This is a genomic window from Pirellulales bacterium, assembly GCA_019636335.1.
Classification (GTDB): domain Bacteria; phylum Planctomycetota; class Planctomycetia; order Pirellulales; family JAEUIK01; genus JAHBXR01.
On the sequence record JAHBXR010000006.1, the window covers coordinates 38,466 to 60,630 of the forward strand.

At 57.3% G+C, this 22,165-nt stretch carries 15 protein-coding genes; 10 read left to right on the top strand and 5 right to left on the bottom strand.

The genetic code is table 11. The features are described from left to right. Window positions 1-75 precede the first annotated feature (75 nt). From KF708_07860 to KF708_07895, 8 genes are read left to right on the top strand one after another with little or no spacing between them, the layout of a single operon-like run. Window positions 76-288 carry a helix-turn-helix domain-containing protein gene (locus tag KF708_07860; GenBank protein ID MBX3412587.1) on the top strand — a complete coding sequence of 71 codons (213 nt, stop codon included), beginning with the start codon at window positions 76-78 and terminating at the stop codon, window positions 286-288. Window positions 289-303: 15 nt separating this feature from the next. Further along, entirely contained in the window at window positions 304-3,375 is a 3,072-nt protein-coding gene (locus KF708_07865) for an ATP-binding protein (GenBank protein MBX3412588.1), read from the top strand. Continuing rightward, window positions 3,372-3,815 (top strand): hypothetical protein, encoded by a 444-nt coding sequence (locus KF708_07870; GenBank protein MBX3412589.1) that lies wholly within the window; start codon window positions 3,372-3,374, stop codon window positions 3,813-3,815. The genes KF708_07865 and KF708_07870 overlap by 4 nt, the downstream gene beginning before the upstream one ends. Before the next feature lie 19 nt (window positions 3,816-3,834). Further along, a complete protein-coding gene (locus KF708_07875; GenBank protein MBX3412590.1) occupies window positions 3,835-4,359 on the top strand; it encodes a DUF4365 domain-containing protein in 525 nt (174 codons plus the stop codon). Further along, a complete protein-coding gene (locus tag KF708_07880; protein ID MBX3412591.1) occupies window positions 4,356-5,513 on the top strand; it encodes a hypothetical protein in 1,158 nt (385 codons plus the stop codon). The genes KF708_07875 and KF708_07880 overlap by 4 nt, the downstream gene beginning before the upstream one ends. A 34-nt stretch (window positions 5,514-5,547) precedes the next feature. Next, on the top strand, window positions 5,548-8,496 hold the full coding sequence (locus KF708_07885) for a DUF1156 domain-containing protein (GenBank protein ID MBX3412592.1): 2,949 nt from the start codon (window positions 5,548-5,550) through the stop codon (window positions 8,494-8,496). A 5-nt stretch (window positions 8,497-8,501) separates the two neighbouring features. Continuing rightward, entirely contained in the window at window positions 8,502-9,221 is a 720-nt protein-coding gene (locus tag KF708_07890; GenBank protein ID MBX3412593.1) for a hypothetical protein, read from the top strand. Window positions 9,222-9,250: 29 nt separating this feature from the next. Continuing rightward, window positions 9,251-12,997, top strand: a complete 3,747-nt coding sequence (locus KF708_07895) for a DEAD/DEAH box helicase family protein (protein MBX3412594.1) — start codon at window positions 9,251-9,253, stop codon at window positions 12,995-12,997. Window positions 12,998-13,008: 11 nt separating this feature from the next. On the opposite strand, the gene KF708_07900 is transcribed toward KF708_07895, so the two are convergent. From KF708_07900 to KF708_07920, 5 genes are all read right to left on the bottom strand, one after another. Beyond that, window positions 13,009-13,689 carry a hypothetical protein gene (locus KF708_07900; protein ID MBX3412595.1) on the bottom strand — a complete coding sequence of 227 codons (681 nt, stop codon included), beginning with the start codon at window positions 13,687-13,689 and terminating at the stop codon, window positions 13,009-13,011. 1,504 nt (window positions 13,690-15,193) lie between these two features. Beyond that, on the bottom strand, window positions 15,194-16,843 hold the full coding sequence (locus tag KF708_07905; GenBank protein MBX3412596.1) for a hypothetical protein: 1,650 nt from the start codon (window positions 16,841-16,843) through the stop codon (window positions 15,194-15,196). Between the two features lie 571 nt (window positions 16,844-17,414). Next, on the bottom strand, window positions 17,415-18,563 hold the full coding sequence (locus tag KF708_07910) for a hypothetical protein (GenBank protein MBX3412597.1): 1,149 nt from the start codon (window positions 18,561-18,563) through the stop codon (window positions 17,415-17,417). Window positions 18,564-18,639: 76 nt separating this feature from the next. Next, window positions 18,640-19,059: a DUF2726 domain-containing protein gene (locus tag KF708_07915; GenBank protein MBX3412598.1), complete on the bottom strand. Its 420-nt coding sequence runs from the start codon at window positions 19,057-19,059 to the stop codon at window positions 18,640-18,642. Window positions 19,060-19,219: 160 nt separating this feature from the next. After that, window positions 19,220-20,683, bottom strand: a complete 1,464-nt coding sequence (locus KF708_07920; protein MBX3412599.1) for a replication initiator protein A — start codon at window positions 20,681-20,683, stop codon at window positions 19,220-19,222. A 617-nt stretch (window positions 20,684-21,300) separates the two neighbouring features. Between KF708_07920 and KF708_07925 the strand changes: the two genes are divergently transcribed. Continuing rightward, window positions 21,301-21,975, top strand: a complete 675-nt coding sequence (locus KF708_07925; protein MBX3412600.1) for a ParA family protein — start codon at window positions 21,301-21,303, stop codon at window positions 21,973-21,975. Then, the gene (locus KF708_07930; protein ID MBX3412601.1) at window positions 21,968-22,156 is read left to right on the top strand and encodes a hypothetical protein; all 189 of its coding nucleotides are present in this window, start codon (window positions 21,968-21,970) and stop codon (window positions 22,154-22,156) included. The genes KF708_07925 and KF708_07930 overlap by 8 nt, the downstream gene beginning before the upstream one ends. Window positions 22,157-22,165 lie beyond the last annotated feature (9 nt).

The following is a 22,165-nucleotide window of genomic DNA, read 5'->3' on the forward strand; positions in this document are numbered from 1 at the left end:
GAACCACCCGTGGAAGGTGTGGTAAAGTTTGCATCCTGCTAGCACCTGGGCTTCAGGCCACACGAAGGGCTCGCCATGAGCATCCGCGACAGATTCATCAAGGTCCATGAGGCAGCGTTGGTTCTGGGGGTCGCACCCAACACGATTCGAAAATGGGGAGCGGCAGGCAAAATCCCTGAGTACCGCCACCCGGCAAATAGCTATCGACTCTACAAGCGAGAGGACCTCGAAGAATTCCTAAAGCGCCTTGAGGCCTCGCGCTCGAAGCCAACCACCCCCCAGCGATAAGATCGGGCAGCAAATATGAGGACAATCTTCGACACGTGCGTGCCGCGCGATGAGGTGCTCAGCGGTGAATTGCGCGACCAACAGTTCGCAGCATCGTTGACCAGAGTGTTGCGAGGTGGCGCCGACGAAGTCTACGGCGACGCGGCCACTTTCTTTTCGAACACCTTCCCGACCGGCGGGCTCAAGTCCCTGCTTCGCGAAGGGCTCGGCAGACTGACCGGCGCGAACGCAAGCAGTCCATCCGTCATCCGCTTGGAGACAAGCTTTGGCGGTGGTAAGACGCACAACCTCATTGCGCTTTACCACCTCTGTCGAGGTACTGTCGACGCTAGCATCGCCAAACGCTTCGTCTCGCCAGAGTTAGTACCCGCGACGCCAATCAAGAAGATTGCAGGCATCGTGGGGCCTGACATGGAAGTCGCGGACGGAGTAGACCACGACGGACTACGCACCTACACCATGTGGGGCGAACTCGCGTGGCAATTGGGCTTTCACTCAGGTGGAGCAAAGGGCGCTCGCGACGCTTATGAAGTGGTCCGGAAGAGCGATGAACAACGCACAGCTCCCGGCACGCAGGCTTGGGAAAAGCTCATCGGCGATGATCCGGCTCTACTGATGATTGATGAGATCGCCTACTACTTGCGGGTCGCGCGAGGTGCACAGTTTCAGGCCGGTAAGACAAGCGTTGCCGAACAGACGGTCGCGTTCCTGATGTCTCTCATCAAATTCGCTTCTGAGAGCAAACGCACCGTCCTCGTATACACGCTTGCTGATTCGTCGGATGCTTTCGGCACAGAATCAGATGAGCTGCGCGAGGAGCTTGCCGAGGCGCGTAGCATTTCGGCCCGCCAAGAGCACGTCCTCACGCCCACGGCCGAGGATGAAATTAGCGCGATCGTCACCCACCGTCTATTCCAGAACGTGGATCGCAAAGCCGCCGAAGAAACGGCGAAGGCTTGGACCACGTACTACTCGCGAGTCATTGAGCAAGGCGTCGATCTTCCACAGCGTGCCGTTCGAGCCGAGTATCAAACCGAAATCGTACAGGACCATCCATTTCATCCTGAGCTGCTCACCACGCTCAATCGCAAGACCTCGACGATTCCGAATTTCCAAAAGACGCGAGGCGTTCTGCGCTTGCTCGCGCAAACTGTTCGTGAACTCTGGAGAACAAAGCCGCGAGATTGTTACTTGATTTGTCCACACCATTTGGATCTTGGGCAGGAACAACTCGCGAATGACCTGACGAGTCGGCTTGACCGTCCCCAATTCAAGCAAGTGATCGAAGCCGATATTGCCAGTCCCAAGAAAGGCACGCTGTCGCACGCTCAAGAAATCGACTTGGAATGGACCGAGGCCGGCCGGCCGCCCTATGCCCAGCGTGTTGCCGCAACCACGTTTCTCCACAGTCTTGTGCAGACTGGTCAAAGCGGCACCGACCCCGCCGATCTGCGGCTGGCAGTCCTCCAGCCCGATGACGACCCTGCTCTTATCGATAAAGCGATTCAGCGGCTAATCGACCGCTGTTGGTTCTTCGATTACGACGGGCTTCGCTACCGTTTCAAGACGGAACCTTCGCTTCGCAAGATCGTCGACGACGAAATGGGCCTCGTCGGCAAGATCAAAGCCAAGAGCGAACTCGACGACCGAATCCAGAAAGTCTGGAAGAAGGGCGTGCTGCATCCGGAGTATTTTCCGGCCGAAGCCGCCGACGTGGATGATGACGCCCAGGCTCCAAAGCTTGTCGTCTTGCATTACGATGCCGCCGCCGTGAAGGCCACCGAAGCCGGCACGCCGCCCGACCTTGTGCTGAAGCTCTTCGAGCACAAGGGAAGCATGGAAGAGTATCGCACCTACAAGAACAATCTTGTGTTTCTCGTCGCCGACGCGGATCAAGTCGACCGGATGGTCGATGTTGCTCAGCAGTATCTGGCAACCCGCCGCATCACCGGCGACCCGGAGCGAATGCAGGAATTCAACAAAGCCCAGGCCGAGAAGCTGAAGCAGATGGGCGAGGCCGCCGAGCTTGATTTACGAGTCGCAATTACCAAGTGCTACCGCCACTTGTATTACCCGTCCGCCGACGCTCCCCGCAAGAATGGCAACCTCGCTCACCAAGCACTTCAAGCCGAGGAACAAGGCAAGGTCCAACACGACCAGGCCGAAGTCATCCTCAAGGCACTCAAGAACCTGGAAAAGGTTTTGACGGCCGACGACAAGCCGCTCAACGCCCAGTACGTGAAGGCCAAGGCGTGGCCAGCGAACACGGCGTCCATGAGCACCGAGGACTTGCGTCGCGAATTCTGTAAGCGGCTCGGCCTGAAGATGCTCCTCGATATCAACCAACTCAAGAAAACCATCCGCGAAGGCGTGCAGAAAGGGGCATGGGTTTACTACGTGGCCAGCGAAGGCTACGGCTACGGCGAACCATCCCCTTCGCCGATGGTTGAGATCAGCGAAGACGCTACGCTGTACACGCTTGAGGAATCCCAGCGAGTCGGCATCAAGATCAAAGGAGCGGAGCAGGAAGTCCAAGTCTGTCCCGTTTGCAACAATGTGCCTTGCACGTGCGACCAGGATGACGACTCCGGCAAGGAGAACGGCAAACCCACGCGGCTGTCAGGCGAGGGCACTCCCAGCCAGGCATTCCAAGCCGTGTCCGATCAGTGCCACGACCACGGCATTCAATCGCTCAAGCGACTCTTCATCCGCGTCGAAGGAATGGGCAAAGACGCCGCTCGCGACTTGCGCTCGCTTGGCCTGGCCATTCCACAGATGGGCAAAGCAGGCTTCCAACTCGATCAGCGTTTGATTCTCGAATTCGAGGGCGGCGAGAAGTTCCAAGCCGAATTCATCGGCTCTTGGGACCGCTACAAGCGGATCAAGAGCATCACGGACCAGCTTAGCCAGGAAGCGTCGAACGCCAGCGTGAAGATGACTGTCCGGGCCGAATTCGAGGGCAACTTGGCCGTCGTGAGCGACCAGTTCCAGACGATCCGCGACGTGCTGGAGAGTCTGAGCATGGGCAAGGTTTACGTCGATGCTCAGCCGGCCGCCGAAAAAGCTGGCGAAGGAGCACCCGCATGAGCAGTAAACCCTTTGAGCTTCGCGTCGAGCCCGAACGCTCGGGCGACTACGGACTGGCTTTATTTCGCTTACCGGCTCGCGGCGAACATCGCAACGGCTCCGGCGACGGCTGGCAACTTGTGGCCCGTGTTCACGGCACGCCCATGCGGGCCGTCATGGACCAGGTGCTTTTGGCACTCAAGCGATCAGGCTATCGGGCTTCGGACCTGTCTCGCAGTCGCAAGACGCCGTTTCAATTCAATGAGGAAACGGGAGTCCGGCTTGGACTGCTGCTGCTCGCCGTGAAGCCGCTCCGTAAGTCTTCCCGCATGACCGACATTTCGGAACGTGTGCAGGCAATGGCTTCCGAGGAAGCCTACTACTGGTTCAGCAAGACCACCGACCACAATCTTGGCCGGCGGTCGCAAAAAGCTATGCGGATTTTATTGGCGAAGGAATAGATGCTCCAAGGGCCAAACGATGAGCACGGCGACGGCTGGAATGACTGACAATGAACAGAAGCAGCAACTCAGCATTGCTTATGTTCATGCCGTTTCGGCACGAGCAGGCTACGCTTGTCAATTGATTTCGATTGATGACGACAGCATCGACGTGCAAATCGCAGCACGGGGACTCGTGCATCAAAAGGCCGTCCTTCGCTCGCCCAAGATTGACGTGCAGCTAAAGGCAACTGCTCAGCCCTTGTTGAAGGAAGACCATCTTTCGTTTGCTCTGCCGCTGAAGAACTATAACGACCTCCGCGAAGAAACGCTCGTACCACGTATCCTAGTCGTCCTGCATCTACCGGACGACGAGGGTTTGTGGCTGGAGCAAACGGAAGATCAGATGATTTCCCGTCGCTGTGCCTACTGGAGAACCCTCCTAGGAGAACCAGCGAGCAGCAACCAAACGTCAGTCACTGTTCATTTACCGCGAGTACAGCCATTTACCGTGGATGGACTCCGTAAACTCATGGAGAAAGTTTCCAGGAGGGAGTCGCTATGAGCACTGTGCAACTGCCTTCCGATCAACTCGCCGCTCTCCGTCCGGAAGACGTGCAGCTTTATTTGTCGAGTCACGGTTGGAAACGCGACGATTCCGCTTCGACTGCCCAGGGCAACGTCTATCGGTTTCCCTCACAGCATGATGCGGAGGCCTGGATTCCTGGCCGTCGTGACTTGGCCGATTATCTGGAGCGGATGGCCGACATCGTCCAGATGCTGTCGGCCGTCGAACAGCGTAATGTGTGGCAGATTTTGGCGGATTTATCGTCGCCGCCTGCGGACGTGCTGCGACTGCAAGTCTCGGCACCTGATGCGACGCTCGGAACGTTGCCACTCGACGAGGGTATTCGGCTAATCGAAGGTGCACGCTCGCTGCTGCTCGCGTCCGCATGCAGTGCCCGCCAGCCGGCCGCATTTTTCCCTCGCCAGGCGTATCGAGAAGCCGTTGAGTTTTTGCAAAGCTGTCAACTTGGCCAGACCGAACGCGGAAGTTTCGTGGCTAAGATCGTCGCTCCGGTTCCGCCTCAAATCAATCGCCAGAGCAGCTTCCTGGAGCCGGACGACGCCGCGTTTATCGCATCGGAACCCTTCGCCCGTCAATCGACCGTTCGGCTGATGACCGGCCTGCGTCACATTCGCGGCGCAATCGACAGTGGGAACTACGATCAAATCCTTAGCGGTGTCGACGTCGGCGTGAGTGCGAATCTCTGCGAAGCCATTGCGTCGATCCAGCCCGAGGGAGACCAGTCACAGCTCAAAATCCGCATGAGCTGGTCTCCCAGCCGCCCAACTCTGCCTGTCGCGATTGAAAGCACTGTTGGCTTCTCTCAGACAGCCTTCGAAATTGTGAAGGAGGCTGGACGAAAACTTCGGGAAGACACGTCCGTCTCGCGAAAGCGGATCGAAGGTCGTGTCATCAATTTGAAAGCCGACCCCTCGTTGCTTGATGATTTCGAGGGAACAGTCGTACTGCGGGCTGACATTGGCGGAAGTGCGACGCGAGTACAAGTCCTCTTGACCGCCGCCGATTACAAGAAGGCGTGCGACGCTCATCGCGATGGATTGACCGTGGCTGTCACGGGGTTGCTTCAAAGAGAAGCCAAGCTCTACCACCTCTTGCAGCCCCAAAACTTTTCTGTCGTACCAACTCCGTGACCTCATCGGCCAACACATTATGTCCAGACCCCGCGTGCTCATTAAACAGTGGCTGCCGATCGATCAAATCGGGGCGGAGTGCATGCGTGAGCGGGGAGCTTCGTCGGCGTTGCCGCCGCTGTATTTTCTGCACGTGTGGTGGGCACGCCGGCCGCTGACCGTGAGCCGGGCGGCGATTCTGGCAAGTCTGCTTCCGGCCTACCCGACAGGAGAAGACGAGAGCGAGCAGCCGTGGCCTGAGAAGTTTCTGAAACGGTTTCCAACCTTCGAGAGCTACAAGGAATGGTTTCTAAGGCTGATCGGGATTCAAGGCGACGTGGCATCGGCTAGAAAGTTGCTTGAGTGGGCAAAGTTACAAGGGAAGCCAATTCCGAATCCCTATCCTGGACCTCGTGCTTACACCGTCAATTGCAATGCAGAGCAATTGGAAGAATTGTATGACATGTTGGAATGGGTATGGGGCACTCGTCAGATCACATTCTGCGATCCAATGTCTGGCGGCGGCAGCATCCCCTTTGAAGCATTGCGATACGGGCTTTCCGTTTTCGCGAATGAGTTGAACCCCGTCGCCTCGGTAATCCTTAGAGGAACTTTGGATTACCCGGCAAGGTTTGGTTCCTCCTTGGTATCCGACATTCGCACCTACGGAAAAGCATGGGGCGAGCTGGTTCAAGAACGATTGCGGCCATTCTTTCCGACAGTGCCGGAAACTTCGGTGGGCGCGTGCTTCATGTGGGCTCGTACAGTTGCTTGCCCCACAACAGGAAAGGTCGTGCCACTATCGCCTCATTGGTGGCTGAGAAAAACTGGTGAGCCCGTGGCTATCAAGGTAATCGCCGATGAGGATGACGCTACGTGTCGATTTGAAATCGCAAAGGGCAAGGCACAGTGTGCAAAGCTCAAGCCAGACGTTGGGACTATAAAACGCGGAACAGGAAGAAGCCCCTGGACTGGCGATACAATCGACGGCGACTACATCAAAGCAGAAGCCCAAGCTGGACGGATGGGCGAACAACTCATTGCAGTCGGCTTGAAGACTTCCGGCGAGTTCTTATTCCGCTCACCGACCACCGAAGATGCAAAGTGCTTCCAATTGAGCGTTGATGAAGTGAAGCGGCGTCGACCGGACTGGGAACGGGCCAACCTGATTCCCAATGAGCCTCGCAAAGAAGGGCGAGCAGATTGGGCATGTGAGATTTATGGGATGCATCGCTGGAGTGATACATATCTTCCGCGACAGCTTTTGACGCTTATCGCGATGAAAGAGGCCCTCGACGAGGTTATCGAGTCGGCATCGAAAACTCTTGGAAGCGAGCGAGCCACGGCATTGCGCCTGTATTTCTCGCTCGCGCTCGATATTGCCGCGTCATACAACTCGAAGCAAGCGTGCTGGGATACATCGCGACAAAAGATCGCAAGTGCATTTGCACGACATGACCTTAGCATGCGATGGAGTTTTGGTGAGATCGACGGCAGTTCCAATTTAGTCCCGTGGGTCGTGTTTCAAATCGAAGATGCTTACCAGAAGATAACTCGCCTGATGCTGCCTCCTCCAGCATCCCTTTTTGGCGAAAAAGGGACGCCCCCGCTTGAGCGTCTAGTCTTCCGCACCGGAGTCGCTCAAGACATTCCGGAGCTTGAAGCAAAGAGCGTCCGTTGTATCACTGTTGACCCTCCATACTACGACAACGTGAACTATGCAGAGTGCTCGAATTATTTTTACGTTTGGATGAAACGCACAATGGGAGGGACGTTTCCATCACTGTTTGAAACGGAACTCGCCAACGAAGATGACGAAGCGATCATGAACGTCGCTCGTTTCAAGGACATGGGGCGCAAGGCCAAAGAACTTGCCATTCGCGATTACGAAAACAAGATGGCGGCATGCTTTGCAGAAATGCATCGAGTGTTGGCTGACGATGGCGTCTTGACTGTCATGTTTACGCATAAGCAAATCGAGGCTTGGGACACGCTCGGAAGCGGATTGGTTAGGGCAGGATTTCAAATCGACTCGTCATGGCCGATTCACACGGAGAGTGAAGTCAGCCTTCATCAGGCGAAGAAGAATTCGGCTGCCAGTACGATCATGCTTGTGTGCCGTAAGCGAGAAAAGTCGTCAGAGCCCGTTTGGTGGGACGACCTCAAGGGCAAAGTCCGCAAGGTGGCCCGTCAAAAGGCCGAGGAATTCGAGAAGCAAGGCATTCGAGGCGTCGACCTTTACATCAGCACTTTTGGTCCCGTGTTGTCTATCATTTCCGAGAACTGGCCGGTCCTCACCAGTGAAACGGACGCGAAGACTGGCGATCCACTGCCACTCAAGCCAGGCGAGGCACTCGACCTTGCCCGTGAAGAAGTCATCAACTTGCGAAAGCAAGGCCTGCTGCTCGGCCGGTCAGTTGAGTTCGACCCCGTCACCGACTGGTATCTCATGGCGTGGGACGCCTTCCGTGCTCAGGAATTCCCCGCCGACGAAGCCCGCAAGCTGGCCCTCGCCTTGGGGCTCGACCTGGAGAAGAACGTCATCAAGGACAAGAAGCTAGTCTCCAAGAAGTCGGGAACCGTCGTGCTTTGCAAGCCGGCCGACCGCCGCAAGAAAAACATGGTCGACGAGGACGCGGAGTCGTTTCCGCATCTCATCGACGCCCTGCACACGGCGATGATGATCTACGACGAAGAAGGCTCCAAAGCCTGCCAGGTCTTCGTCGACCGCCAGGGCCTGCGAAACGACAGCCGCATCAAGGCACTGGCTCAAGCGATGTTGGAAGCCATCCCCACCACACGCGGCAAGGACGGCAAGTTCCTTCGCCCCGAAATGACCACGCTCGACGCGATGCGAGTTCTTTTCTGGGACGACCTACCGGCCCCCAAAGAAGAAGAGCCGCCCAAGCTCGACCCCCAACTACAAATGGGCTTCGCAGCCGACGAAGAGGACGAGGAGGAAGAAACGGACGAGGATTCGGAAGAGGAAGAAGTCGAGGAATAGCTCCCATGCTGTACGAGCCAGTCCAAAAAAATCGACTCTTCGCTGCCGGATTGAAATACTCCGACATCACTTGGACATCGATTGCAGATATTCTCAATGCTTTCGAGAAGCGAATCGACCAATGGTATCTCGCTCCAGTGCGACTTTTGCGTCAGCAGCCAGGTCAGCACGGAGCGTTTGCGGCGATGTCGATAAGTTGCCTTCTTGTAGACTGCCTTTGCCAGTTCCACGCCGGGAAGGTCACTTCGAATCGGACCCTATTTACCAAGTTTGTCGAAAAACAACTTCCGAACTACAAGCGGCCAATTTCACCGCCGATTGAATTCCCGAAGGTTGACTCCCACAACTGCACATACGAATTGGATGCCGCAGGAGCTATCAAGACCCGCAGGCTCAGCAGTGTCGCTGACGCCCTGTATTACATCTATCGCTGTGGCCTACTCCATTCCGCACACGCCCCATTGTGTGGCGTAATCTCTGGGCTTTCGACGCGACGATTCAGCATAAGAAAGAAGAGCCTTGCGAAATACGGCTCGATCGGCACAGCAGGCGGAGACTGTCCCGTCATCGTCATCGAACCTTGGAAGCTGTTCGACGACGTGGAGACATTCTTCAAAAGGTATCTTGGCAAGTTGAAAACGGCATCGCCGACGGATGCAATCAGAAGGCACTTCAACGCCAAATTCGAGGACTGTTTTGGAGTCTCCATTGCGTCAGCCGTGTGAACTCAATGGCAAACCTTCGCGACCTCAACTTGAATATCTCCTACGGGCCGAGCAACGATCGGCTCCGGGAGTTCTTCATTCCCGCGATGGCGGCCAGCATCCGCTACGACCGGGCCGCAGGCTACTTCTCCAGCACGATGCTCGCCGTCGCCGCGGCTGGAGTGACGCGGCTGATTCTGAACGGCGGCAAGATGCGGCTCCTGTGCGGAGCCGATCTCTCAGAGGCCGATGTTGAAGCAATCCGCCAAGGTCATGAGACGCTGGCCGGACAGGTCGAAAAGCGACTCATCACGCGATTGGTGTTGCCCGAGTCGGATTTCGTCGAGAATCGGCTGAAATCCTTGGCTTGGCTCGTCGGTACTGGGCAGTTAGAGATTAAGGTCGTACTTCCCACCGATGCGCGTGGCCGTCCGCTGCCGGCGACGAAGACTGACTGCTACTACCATCCCAAGGAGGGTGTGTTCACCGATTCCGACGGAAACCAGGTCGCCTTCTCTGGTAGCGTCAATGAATCGGCCACGGCTTTAGAAGACAACTATGAGTCGTTCTCGGTCTTCAATACCTGGGATACTCCAGCCTATGTCGGCAACGTGCGTGTGAAGTTCGACAAGTTATGGGAGGCTCGCGAACAGGGATGGATCGCGATCCCTATTCCGGACGCCGCAAAGCAGAAGCTGCTGAAGTATCGACCGGATAGACCGCCAAAGGAGGAGTTTGGCGTCAATGAGCCCGAAGAGCAGACGCCGCCACCGGAAGATCCGAAGGTTGACGCTGAACAGCGTGAGCGAATTATCTTTCAATTCCTCCGCGACGTGCCGTATCTACTGAATGCAAACCGGCTGGGCCTGGAAACTTGCACGGTGCAACCTTGGCCGCATCAATCGCGAGTCTCGGATACGATCGTCAAGCGGTTTCCAGAGCGATTTATGCTCTGCGATGAAGTGGGGCTTGGGAAGACGATTGAGGCGGGCCTGGCAATCCGGCAGCTTGTGTTATCTGGCGTCGCCAAACGCGTGCTGATCCTCGTGCCCAAAAGCGTGTTGGTTCAGTGGCAAGAGGAACTGTACGAGAAATTCGTGCTGAATGTGCCGCGATACGACGGCGGCACCTTCTACGATGTATTCAAGCGCGAGCTTCCCAGCGTCGATAGCGACAATCCTTGGAACAGCCGCCCGATTATCCTCGCATCGAGCCATCTGGCTAAGCGTCGCGAACGACAGCAACAACTGCTCGCGGCGGACGATTGGGATCTGGTCGTGGTGGACGAAGCCCACCATGCTCGACGCAAGGATTTTCAGAACACGGACCTCTTCCGTCCAAATCGCTTGCTTGAGTTGCTGCGCGGCCCAGAGCACCGACCGGGCTTGTGCGACAAAACACGCGGCCTGCTCTTGCTCACCGCAACACCGATGCAGATCGACCCCCGTGAAGTCTTCGATTTGCTGAAATTGCTCGGCATGGGCGGACGCTGGGGCGTCGAAAGCAATTTCCTCCGCTACTTCGAGGAATTGCGACGACCGTTTGAAGATGTGGATTGGCCCTTCGTGCTCGCGATGCTTGACGACTACTTTGCGACCGGCGGCCAGTGGGATGAGCAGTTCAGTCGATTCGCTGAGAAGCAGCTCGGCCCGGTAACTTGGGATCAAGTTCGCCGGATCCACACGTCGGCAAATGCGGAGTCGGTGATCAAGCAACTCTCCGCCACCGCCCAGGGATTTCTTCGTGATCTCGCCGTGCGCCATACGCCGTTGCGACGACACGTATTCCGCAACACACGCACGTTACTACGGGAATACCACAAGCGAGGCTTGCTGAAAGACAAGATCCCGTATCGAGATCCAAAGCCCGAATGGATCGAGATGAAGCCGGAGGAAGCCGAGCTTTATCATCGCATCGAGGAGTACATTCAGGACCACTATCAGAAATACGAAGCTGAGCGGAAGGGACTGGGCTTCATCATGACGGTGTACCGTCGACGGTTGACCAGCAGCTTCTACGCAATCGAGCAAAGCTTGGAGCGGCGGCTAGCGTACCTAAAAGGGACGACGCAGCAGGCCTGGCTGACCGATGAAGACGTCGAACAGGACGACCTAGACGAAGACGTCAGCGAATTGCTCCCATTCGATGACCAGAAGGCTCAAACCGAGCAAGTCCCCCCGTTATTCATTGGCGAAATCGAATACTTGCAGGACTTTCTCGGCGACCTGCGGGCGCTAGGCACCGACAGCAAGTTCCAGCAGCTTACTGCGGACCTGAGCGAAGTGCTCAAGCGTCGTGATTCGGTAATTGTCTTCACGCAATACACCGATACGATGGATTACCTTCGCGAGAATCTGCGGCAGGTGTACGGCAACCAAGTCGCCTGCTACAGCGGCCGCGGCGGCGAATTGTGGAATGGCTCGGCATGGGTCGGCACGAGCAAAGAGAACATCAAAACCGCCTTCCGTGAAAGTCGCGAAATCAAGATATTGCTCTGTACGGAATCTGCGTCGGAAGGACTGAACCTGCAAACGTGCGGCGTGCTGATCAACTACGAGATGCCCTGGAACCCGATGCGGGTTGAGCAGCGAATTGGCCGCATTGACCGTATCGGCCAGGTGTACGATCGGGTCTGGATTCGGAACTACTTCTACGACGGAACTGTCGAGGCCACCGTATACCAGCGCCTCGACGACCGTATCGCATCGTTTGAAAGTGTTGTCGGGGAGTTACAGCCTATTTTGAGCCAAGTCGCTAGGATTATCGAGGCGGCGGCAATGGCCAATGACAAACAACGCGGCGAACTAATCGCCAAGGCCATCGAGGAAATCAACCGCCAAGTTCGTTCGGCCGAGGTCTCGTCGCTGAAGCTCGATGAATACGCGGCGGCGGCGGCCGAGCCTGACATCGAAGAGCCTCCGCCGGTTACACTGCGCGAGCTTGAACGTGCGATTTGCGAATCACAAGCGTTGGGTCGGAGACTTAAGCCCCATCCGAAGTTGGCCGGGGCGCACTTACTAGACTGGCATGGAAAATGGCGGGAAGTCACATTCGATCCGCGTCTATTCGACGAGCATCCGAGCACGCTCGCATTGTTGTCATATGGCGAAGAGTTGCTGGCTGATTTGCTCGACGTGGTGGAGTTGCCGACCGATGGTAGAGCCGATGGCATGCTGGCCCGCTGTACGGCAAGTGGAGCATGGAAGGCGAACGGTTACTACAGCCTGAGCGATCAGGCGTCCGTGCCCAATCTTGCGAAACTGAGCGATACGATGAACGAGCAGCTGGTGAAATCATCTGATTCAGAGCTTGCGTTATTGCAGGAGCGCTTCTCTGGCGCACTTCGCCAACGCCAGGTTCGGGAAGCGAAAGCCACAGAGGATCGCAAGAAGTCACGCGTGTCATCCCTAACCGAGGAGATTCGCCAGCTACTTGCTGATGCGGCTTACACCGAGCTGGCAATGGCATCCAATCGCGACCTTTTTGATGAGCAAATGCCTCTCGACTTCTCGGAACAGGCCTATGAGCGACTGAAGCGACATAAAGTGCCGTTTGCCGGCGCCCTAAAGATTGCCGGCCAGAACCTGCCAGCCCCACGAGCAACCGACCCGCTTTACATTCGACTCAGGGACTCGAAAAGAGACCTGCTGACGCGACGATTTGAAGCCGTTCGCAACAAGCTCACCGACAGATTGAAGGAATTGATGCTGGCACGAGCCACCGATGGTGCCGGTGGCAATTCCACCCCTATTGAACAAATTACGATTCAATGCTTTGCGGCCGCGCGAAGCGATTAGCGTGCTCAGTGTCAGGCCGCCAACGATTTGGTGGGCGGAGGCTCTCCAAACGGCCGCACAATCCGACGCTTGTATCGCAGCACGCTGTAGGGCAAACGCTCAAATCCGGCCAGCTTGCGGGTTTGGTTGACGGCGCGCAGGATATTGAGCAGTTGCCGGCGGACTGGGGCATACGGCTCGAATGGGACCCGCCACAACTCTGCCGCCAGGGTTTCGGCGCGCCGATGGGTGGCGATGCCGACGAAGTAGCTCTTGAGTTCCCGGTAGCGTGCCGTCTCGATTCGCACATGGGCACGCAGCTTCGGATCGGCGCTGCCGTCGCGTCGCCGGCCGCCGGGACGTAGGCTGACCGAGTAGCCGGCGAACTTGATGGGGATTTCGCGGATGTCGCGAATGACGTTGCGCTCTTCACGGAAGAACTCTGAGTTGCCGGGGGTGGCCAGGATGACAAAGAACCGGCCATGCCGCAGGTAACGGAGGTTTGCGAGGCCCTGGGATTTGCGCCGCGCCCGGGTCCACTTCTTGGCGTCGATGCCGTAGCGCGCGATCAGCTTTTCGTCGATGGTTGCGGCATCCTTCCCCAGGGGCACTTCCCCCGTCACGTAGTAGCGATAGCCACGCGTGATGTAGCTCACCAACTGCTGGACGAAGCCCTCGACGGTTGTCGCCACAATGCGTTGTTCGATCTCCACGTCCCTGTTATGGACGAGGTGGGGGGAGTTGTTTCTTGGACTGGGCCAACTCCCCGAAAAAGCCCACCTTCACACGAAATCCCTTGCTTCGATCGGTTCCTATCCTTCGGAAAATCCCTAGGCAACAACCCCAGGCAAAAACCTCGCGAACCCGACCTGGACCTGTCGGTCCTTGAAGCAGAGCTTTCGCCCTCGTAAAGCGGTCCACCGCTTACCTGGCGCGCGGTGCTGTATTCTCAGCAAACGCCCGCCCAATTCATGGGTGGACCGCTCTTCGAACCTCTTGACGGACCTGCCGGTGTTCCAAATACACCCGCACTGTCCGTCGTCTTTTCGCCGCCAAAGGACTGCTCGCGTCCCCGCGAACGCTCCTTTGGTGCGAGAAGCCACCTTACCCAGGGCCAGAGGGACACCCGTGTCCCCCTGGCACGCCCAACCAGACAAACAAAGCTCGTCGCTGCTTTCGTCGTCGCACCCATCCGAGGCGCCCAGCCCCGAACGCGAACGAGCCCGCCACTGCCTTGCAGCGTTGCTCGCGGCCTCCCGGCCTCTCTCTACTTGCAGCACACTCCCACACTACGGCCTTTCAAGCACCTGGCTGACATTGCCAGGCACCGGCTACCAACCGGCAGCCGCAGTGCTTCCCACGTTAGTCTCAGCCTTCGCTCACGAGGTCACGTCGGTCAGGGTCAAAACCCACTTGTTGGTCGCATGTGCCGAGGTCCCCCTCGGCCAAAGTCGCTACGCCGCCCGCAGGCAGCGCACTTTCTCCGGCTCGAACACAGAAGCTACCGGTTACCCATCGACGAACAAGATTCCCGATTCGGCTACCCGTCTCCTCGCAAACTCACTGGCAAGCCCTTCTGATGGGCCTTTCGTAGTTGAGCTATTCGCCGCCCGGTTTTTTGCCGGGTCGCCGAGGTATGTCGCACCCCGGTCCCCTGTCGTTGCCGACAAGAGAGCTCCCTACGCCAGCCAGGTTGAAGGAACCACGTCATGCGTGGCCCGTCATCCCCCTGGACGGGATTTTCATGCGCAGTCGCAAGGTTGCTCGCTTCGTGGCGGATTATTCCGCGCACGATGCAGGCAGTTGCGAGTCCACACGATCACCCGCTTTGAACTGAGACAGCCTCGAAGAGAACTCACTTCGAGGATTTTCCGTGTCGCCCGCCTTCCGGGGCGATCACCATTGGATAGAACGACCAGATTGAACCATCGAGAACTTCGGCTCCGTTACAAAGGGAGCGGCGAAGCGGATGGGGTTACTTGGTCGAGCCTCCATCGAGCCGGACAAGCGACTCTCATCGCATCCGGCTCTACGAGCATGGGCACACGTCGACGAGGTGGTAAGTCTCGTCATCCCTTAGCCTGGCGGGTAACCAGGTTTGCCGGGCGCGCCCCGTGTCTGGAGAACGTAAGCCTTGCAAACATCCATGCGAAGCTGACGACCGCAGGACCTATCCGCATCCTGCGACGCCACAATACTACAGCGTCGCCAGTCGATTCAACTCAAGTACCTACTGTGGATATGCCGCCACATTTCCGCAGAAACGGGATCGATAGATTGACCAAACTCATCATGCAGTAACTGTGTATCGCCTCTAGACAGTACAAGTCGCCCGAGTACCATGGCTAACAAGAACTCGCGAGACGCCTCCCCTTTTTGAGTCTGTGCCGCCTCCAGAATCGATCGAATAATCGACGTCATACGCTGGCTTTCCTCCGGCGAAGCAGAGTAATCCAACTCCGGCGGAATCGCAGCACGGAGAATCGCAGCCTGAACCACTCCGTCGTTGAATCGGTCGAAGCAGAGGGGGGATAGGACTCGCCGTTCGTATTCCGTCTGCCGCAATGGACTCTTGGCACCGTTCCCACAACGCAGATAGTGCAAGACGCACACGATGGCAAAGAATACGTCACCTTGTGACATTTGCTCCGCACGGGTATCGCGAGGCAAAAAGACAAATCCATTTCGAAGACGCATTTCTTGCTCGCCTACATGCGGCCAAAATAGCCGATCGGACAAGCCGCGTTCTGTATCGCTTTGCGATCGACGGAGAATGTCTATTCTCTCCTCCAATAGCACGCGTAACCTGCCATCGGCAACACCCGCCCATTCCTGCAAGCTATTTAATTCGTCACTCCACGAACAGCCCGCATTGCGCCCGACTAAGGGCAGATGAATCCGCTCGGCAACTCCGAAACCATAGTCTGCGGCCAATTCTCCCATGCGCAAATCCCGTTCAAGCTTTTCCTGGTCGGCCGTAGTTGCCATCCGACTCAACGCTACGGCATAACTGATCGCTCCATTCGTTTGTAGATTCCTGAGCGACTGCGACACCGCAAGTAGTGACTGACCACTAGCCACAGCGGCAGCCAACACCAAAGTCGAGCCTTGATCATGCGCGGTCGCCTGCTCCGCATTCTTGGCCGCACACACTTCACAATCTGCGTCCTCCGAAAGTGTCGCCCTAACCCTTCGCGCGAGAATCGACGATGCTGGATCGTCCAGATGAACAATCAGTCGCGTTGCAGCAGGCACAACTTGTAGCATAAGTCGCTCAATACGCTGCATCAGTACGTTCTCGCGGTCATCTCGTGTGAGAGCGCTCTCCAAATCAACAAACACGTTACTAGCGGCATGCATGGTGTTGGCACTTCGATAGTAAGCACGCAACCAGCCGTTCCCCATCGTTGCAGCCAAAAAGCGCGCGAGCCACGTCGGTGCGTCACTGCGGAGGATTAATATAGATTTGGTATCCGATCGTACTGGCAGGAACTGGTCCCCCATCATCGGCACTGCAATCGAACCCTGTGAACAAAGCGGACATTCAGCGTGCTCGTAGGAGACGAAGTCGCCAAGGGAGTCTCGGAACGTCCTGTCCTCCTCAAGATTTAAGAGCACATTGGAATCGCGTTGCCCGACACCGAGGCTAAATAGGGTAACAATCTGTCCTGGGCGAAACCGCTGTTCGCGCCGACAGATCTCTTCCTCTAATCCTCCGGAGGTAGATGCCGACACTAGCACGACAGAGTGCTCGCTCTCGCGAAAAACAAACTTCTTTAGCCCCTCATACGATTCAAATGAATTGACCGTGGCAGCGCTCGCATCGTGGTCAAAACGTCGTCGGAGGGAATCAATGGCGAAAGCCACAACGCTTATTCCACCGGTGTCACAATAGAAATGCCGCACCGTATCCGGGACAAATGGAAGAGAGCAACTCGCAATGAATGTGATTTCCGCACCATCCGCCAGTGCATTTGCCGCCCGAATAAATCGATCACAATGACGAGTCGATGGCTTAGCAAAATGGTGTGTAGCAGGGGCGACGAGCAATGCGTTTCGCGACTTAAAAATCGACACTAGGCCAGCAAATCGGATCTGACTCCATGGGATACCGGCAATTACGTGGTCGTCTGCTAGCCCGGTGCGTGGTATCGTAGCGACAGCAATTGCAGGTGGACCTACATTGCGTGTATGCACTGGAAGCAAGTCCGTCAATTGAGTACTCAGTGCGATCGCTTCGAGCTGGGATCGCTCCGACTCTAAGCCTATAAGGATTATTCGATCAGGAGATACTGACGTTTCTCCATGTCTTCGAATCACTGCATCAATGGCTTCGAGTTCCGGTTCAGAAGTTGCGCAGAAAATCACCAACCACCGACTCGGTGCAGTTTCGGGCCTCACTTCAAACGTAAAGTACCCGTACATGCTTTCCTGTGGACTACGGTAGAGGAATCAGAATCTGGTAATGGGTTCCATACACATCCGACAACTCCGTTAGGACGGTCGACGCGCTTGCAAAGTCGCCGAGCACGACATCGTCGTCCGATCGCAACGGCGCGTTCAGGAAATCGCGGTAAAGCGACATTCTTCCAGTACGGATTTTTAGGAAGCCATCTAGGTCATTGAGCGATTTCATCACTTCTGCCAAACCAAGTCCTTTCTCCTGTTTCGGCGACGATGTGTTGTGTTTAGTCAAGCAAGCGATACAGGCACTATACTCATCCTCAACCGTCAACTCGCGAGACCACTTCGTGCCTAGCCAGCGGCGTGCCAAACCAATGCCGGCATCGAACACGGTGAGCTCGACAAATCGCAAACGTGAATCCGATGAGCTCCGCCGACGTGCTGCGAAGTATGATGTCAATGCCGGGTTATATGCTTCGATCGCAGCCAACTGCTCTTGAGCCCAAGAATGACGTTCGACTGACAGTCCGCGAACTGACCGACGCCACGGAACGTTATTTAAGTCCCTTTTTGCCCACTCGTCAGTGTTCTTAAACAGCTCATGAATAATCGTGCCGAGCTTTGGGATTGCACTGGCAGGAATCGAATAGTCAGGGGGCGTCGTAGTTTTAGTAATTAGCTCGCGCGTTAGCGTAATGAATGCAATGCGATCACCAACGGCACCGGCTGGCGTGTATAGCCATGGAATGGCCGATCGCGTGCTATGGTCCACGCAGATTAAGAACACCTTCGCTCCTAGAGCGAAGTCTCGAATTGGCCGAAACATCATCTCGACGACTTGGCGACATTGTTCATAGGCGTCTTTTCGCAGGCTCCGAGAACCGTCCTCGCTTCGATCGACGATCTCGTGTGCCATGAGTAGCGCAGTAAAGCCGAAAACCCGCCTCGCCATGGCGCGCAACTGATCCGCAGGCTGCTCTTCTGGTGCGATGTGCGTCACGAGAACACTGTCTTCAGTCAGTCGTGACCAGGTAACGGCTAACTGCGTTAGTCCGAGTTCTCCGCCTAACCACCACTCGCGCGGACGAACTGGCAGCTGCAAATGTTCTCCCGGCGCAGCGACAATTAGTCGTAGCTCTTCTTCGACTTGTGCAGGGCTCTGGGGGCCAACAATCCGGAGCATTGTCAACTCGTGGAGAAGCACCTTCGCTCCGTATAGATGAAGCGCTAAGGTACAGAGGCAGCATTTGGCGTACGAATTATCTCCCCTGCGCACCAACTCTCATCTCTTCAACGGCGTCGCGGACGAGAGCGCAGATCAGAGATGCATCATACCAAGCAGCGGCACAAATGCGAATCAGCGGAATGCTAGCAGCGAAAAGAGTTTCGGCGAGAAAGGCATCCCGCCGCCGCCGGCAAGGTTTACGGTGCGACCGGTCGTCAAGCTCAATTGCCGCGACCACGTCCATCGAGCGGTAATCGCAGAGCACGAAGTCAATGTGGTGCCGGGCGATCATGTGGCCGAACCCTGCGGCCCAGGCCTGCTCTGAACAGGTAACCAGATCTGCCAGCCGCACCTTGAACGCGATGTGGAAGCGCCGCCCGACTGCTTTCCGCAACACTCGATAGAAGGCCATCTCCCCGCGCGACAAGAGCGGCCCCCGCTTGAAGTAGGGCAAGTCGCGCTTAGCGCCCCGTCGTGAACTTCGCTTCTGGATCGCTATGCGTCGCATGCACTGGTTATGGGCCATTCGTAGACGCAAGTGACGCGCTTCGTCTGCCGCGCATTCGGGGGAAGGGACGATGAGGCCCCAACTCCCTTCCCCCAACCCCCCATCCCTATTCCCCTCTTCCCTGTGCCGGGGTTCGGGTAATCGGCGGCAGAAGACCGCAGCGGCGGAGGTGGGCCATGAGAATCTCTCGGCGTATTGAATCGAACAGCGAGCTTCCCTCGTCGCGCAAGCGGCGGAATGTCTCGACCTTGAGCTTGCTGGCCGACGCAAGTGCTCGCGATTCGTGCTCAGCCCGCGCCGCATCGTCAAGCGTTGACCATAGTTTGTCCAGACCTGCGTCGTCGGCCGAAGCGTCATCGACGACTGGCCTCGCTACATGAACTTGCTTTGGTGCATGCTTCGGTGACGGGCGACGAGCTTGGCGTTCGAAATCCAGCGGCAGCGGAAACTCCCCTCGAATCGACTCCACGAGAAAGCCGGCTGGACTGCGGGCGATCCGTTTGTCCTTTCGACCGAGCAACCAATCGTGCAGCGCAATCCGATCCTTGACGACGTCCGCCGAATGCTGCCGGGCCAACTGCCTGGCGGTCGCCGCGTGCACGCCACGCTCGACCAGCGATTCGGTCAGCGGGTCCGACGTTGAGCTGGCTTTGCGGCGTGTGCCTTTCCCGCCCTCTACGATCACCGTCCATTCGCCCGCCGACAGTTTGATGAATCGTGACTCCGCGACGGCAGGCTGGACGATGCCAAGTTGTTCCAATTCGGCGAGGCCGACCTGGAGACTTCGCTTCAGTTCGCCGGTATGTCCTCGGCGGCTCATGCCGAGTTTGTCGCAACAGAGGTGCCGGAGATCGAACTCCCAGCGATTGCGATGATGCAGTCGCTTGTCCAGAAACCGGTAGAGTCGCTTGGCGACCGCGCTGCGGAGGCTGCGGTAGACCGCCAAATCGAGCTTCTTCAGATAGCCCGCTCGGAAGCTGCGGAAAACGACTTCGTTCCAGGTGAACGAAGATTGTGTGCCGATTCCCTTCGCCCGTCGTCGTTGCCGCCGTTCGCGGTCATAGAGAGTCACCCGCTCCAGAATGTGGAAGCTTTCGTTGACCAGGCTCGCCTCCTCCTTGTCCCACCAGGCACCCTCATAGACGAGCGTTACCGAGACCCAGCGGAGGAGCGATTCTTCGATGCGCCGATAGCTGCGGCCTTCGTCTCGCCAGCCAAGCAACCGAATTAGGTCATAGCGGGTGAATGGCACGGTCCGCGAGCGAAAGTTATCGCGCTTAGAGAGTTGAATCAGGCCGAGGATGACTTCGTCATCCATCGCCGTGGGCAGGCCGTACTTTTCGGAGGCCGCCACGATCAACCGCCGAGGGGTCTCGCTTCCTTGCCGTTTGAGCGTGTCTTCGAAGACGAGCGTCTTCTGGTTTTGGGGAACACGCCCGCTCAGCGCAGCCAGCGGAAATTCGCACAGGTTGAGGGCGTCTCGACCGTCATTCAGAGTTCGATGCGCTGAATCGTGCGGAGGTTCCAACAAATCCAAATCAGGAACAACTGCTGGAGTTGATCGTTTCATAAGTTCTTGATCAATACAGTTACGTCCTCCCAACACCGCGAGGGGACTGGCCTTTCGGACGAATTCCGTGGGTCATTTCACCCCAAGCGCCGTCCCCTTCGTGCGTCGTTTCACGGTAGTTCGTGATTCGATTCACCCGATTCAGTGCGTCGTTTCACGGTATGCCGAGTGACGCCCCACGACAGCGATCGTCGCGGCGTTGCTTCAAACGACTTAAAGCCGACGCTATCGCGCCCCGCACGATCGAGACAAGACATAAACCGCAGACAAGGGCGATCCGCCGGACCTCGACCTTGGGATCCGAAATCAGGTCGCCGACCGGACCTCCTCATGCGAAGCACTGCTTCGCATCGATCCGACGACGCTCTCCGAAAAGCTCCTGGAGTGTCCCCGGACGGTACGCCGCACCCGCGGTAGCGGCCCCCTCTTAAACGCCTCGCCTGGGCAATCCTTGGCCCCATACGCGGGCTGTCTCAAGCACATCATGGGCTTCTGCCCGAGCACCGATTGGAAAACCGGTACTGGCCGGGCCAGCCAGGCAAGCTTGGCCAGCATGCCGAGTTGGTCTGCATTTCATGGCTTGCCAGGTCAGGCAGAGGTGGCTTAGGGTCGGATCGATGCTGATTGTGCTGACCAACACCAAGGGGGGCGTCGGGAAATCGACGCTCGCCGCGCACCTTGTCTTGTGGCTTCACGACCGAGGTGTTCGCGTCGCGTTGCTCGATACCGACGAGCAGCAGACGGCCGCCCGCTGGGTGAAAGGGGCGGAGCCCAAGGTGACTGTTGCGGTGGCAACCGATGTCGAGAGCATTCGCGCCGCCAGGGCGAAGCTACTGCGAAGCCACGACGTGATCGTGGCCGATAGTCCGGGCAGCGGCACCGAGGCCTCGCACGCGATCACGATGCTAGCCGACCTGGCGATCGTGCCGCTTCAGCCGTCGAAGCCAGATATTCGTGCCGTCAAAGACGCGCTGAAATTCGTGCGGCTCGCTCGTGAAATGAGTGGGGGACACAAACCGGACGCCAAGATCGTCCTCACCTTTACGGCCAAGGGGGACGTGCAGGCCCGCAAACTGCGATCCGAATTGTCGGCCCTCGATGTTCCGGTCACCAGGAGCGAGATTCGGCGGCTGAACGCCTTTCGCGATGCTTGCGATTCGGCGGTGCATCGCCTGTCGTCGCGCGAGGCCAGCGAGGCAGCCAAGGACATCGAGTCGCTGTTCGTTGAACTGCTCAGTGCAAAGCTGCCTGGATTTGCGGCAGCACCGATCAAGGAGGCAGCCAATGGATGACACCAAGAGCTTTGCCGAAGACCTCGTAAGTCTCCGCGACGATATCGCCAGCGACGTGGGCGGAATCTTGCAGGTCGTTCGCGAACGGAAGGAATCGAAGACGCGGCCAGCGGCCCCGCCAAAGCCCGCGAACGATGCCCCGCCCGTCGCAAGTGCCAACCAAGGCCTGGCTCGCTCGTAATTGATTACC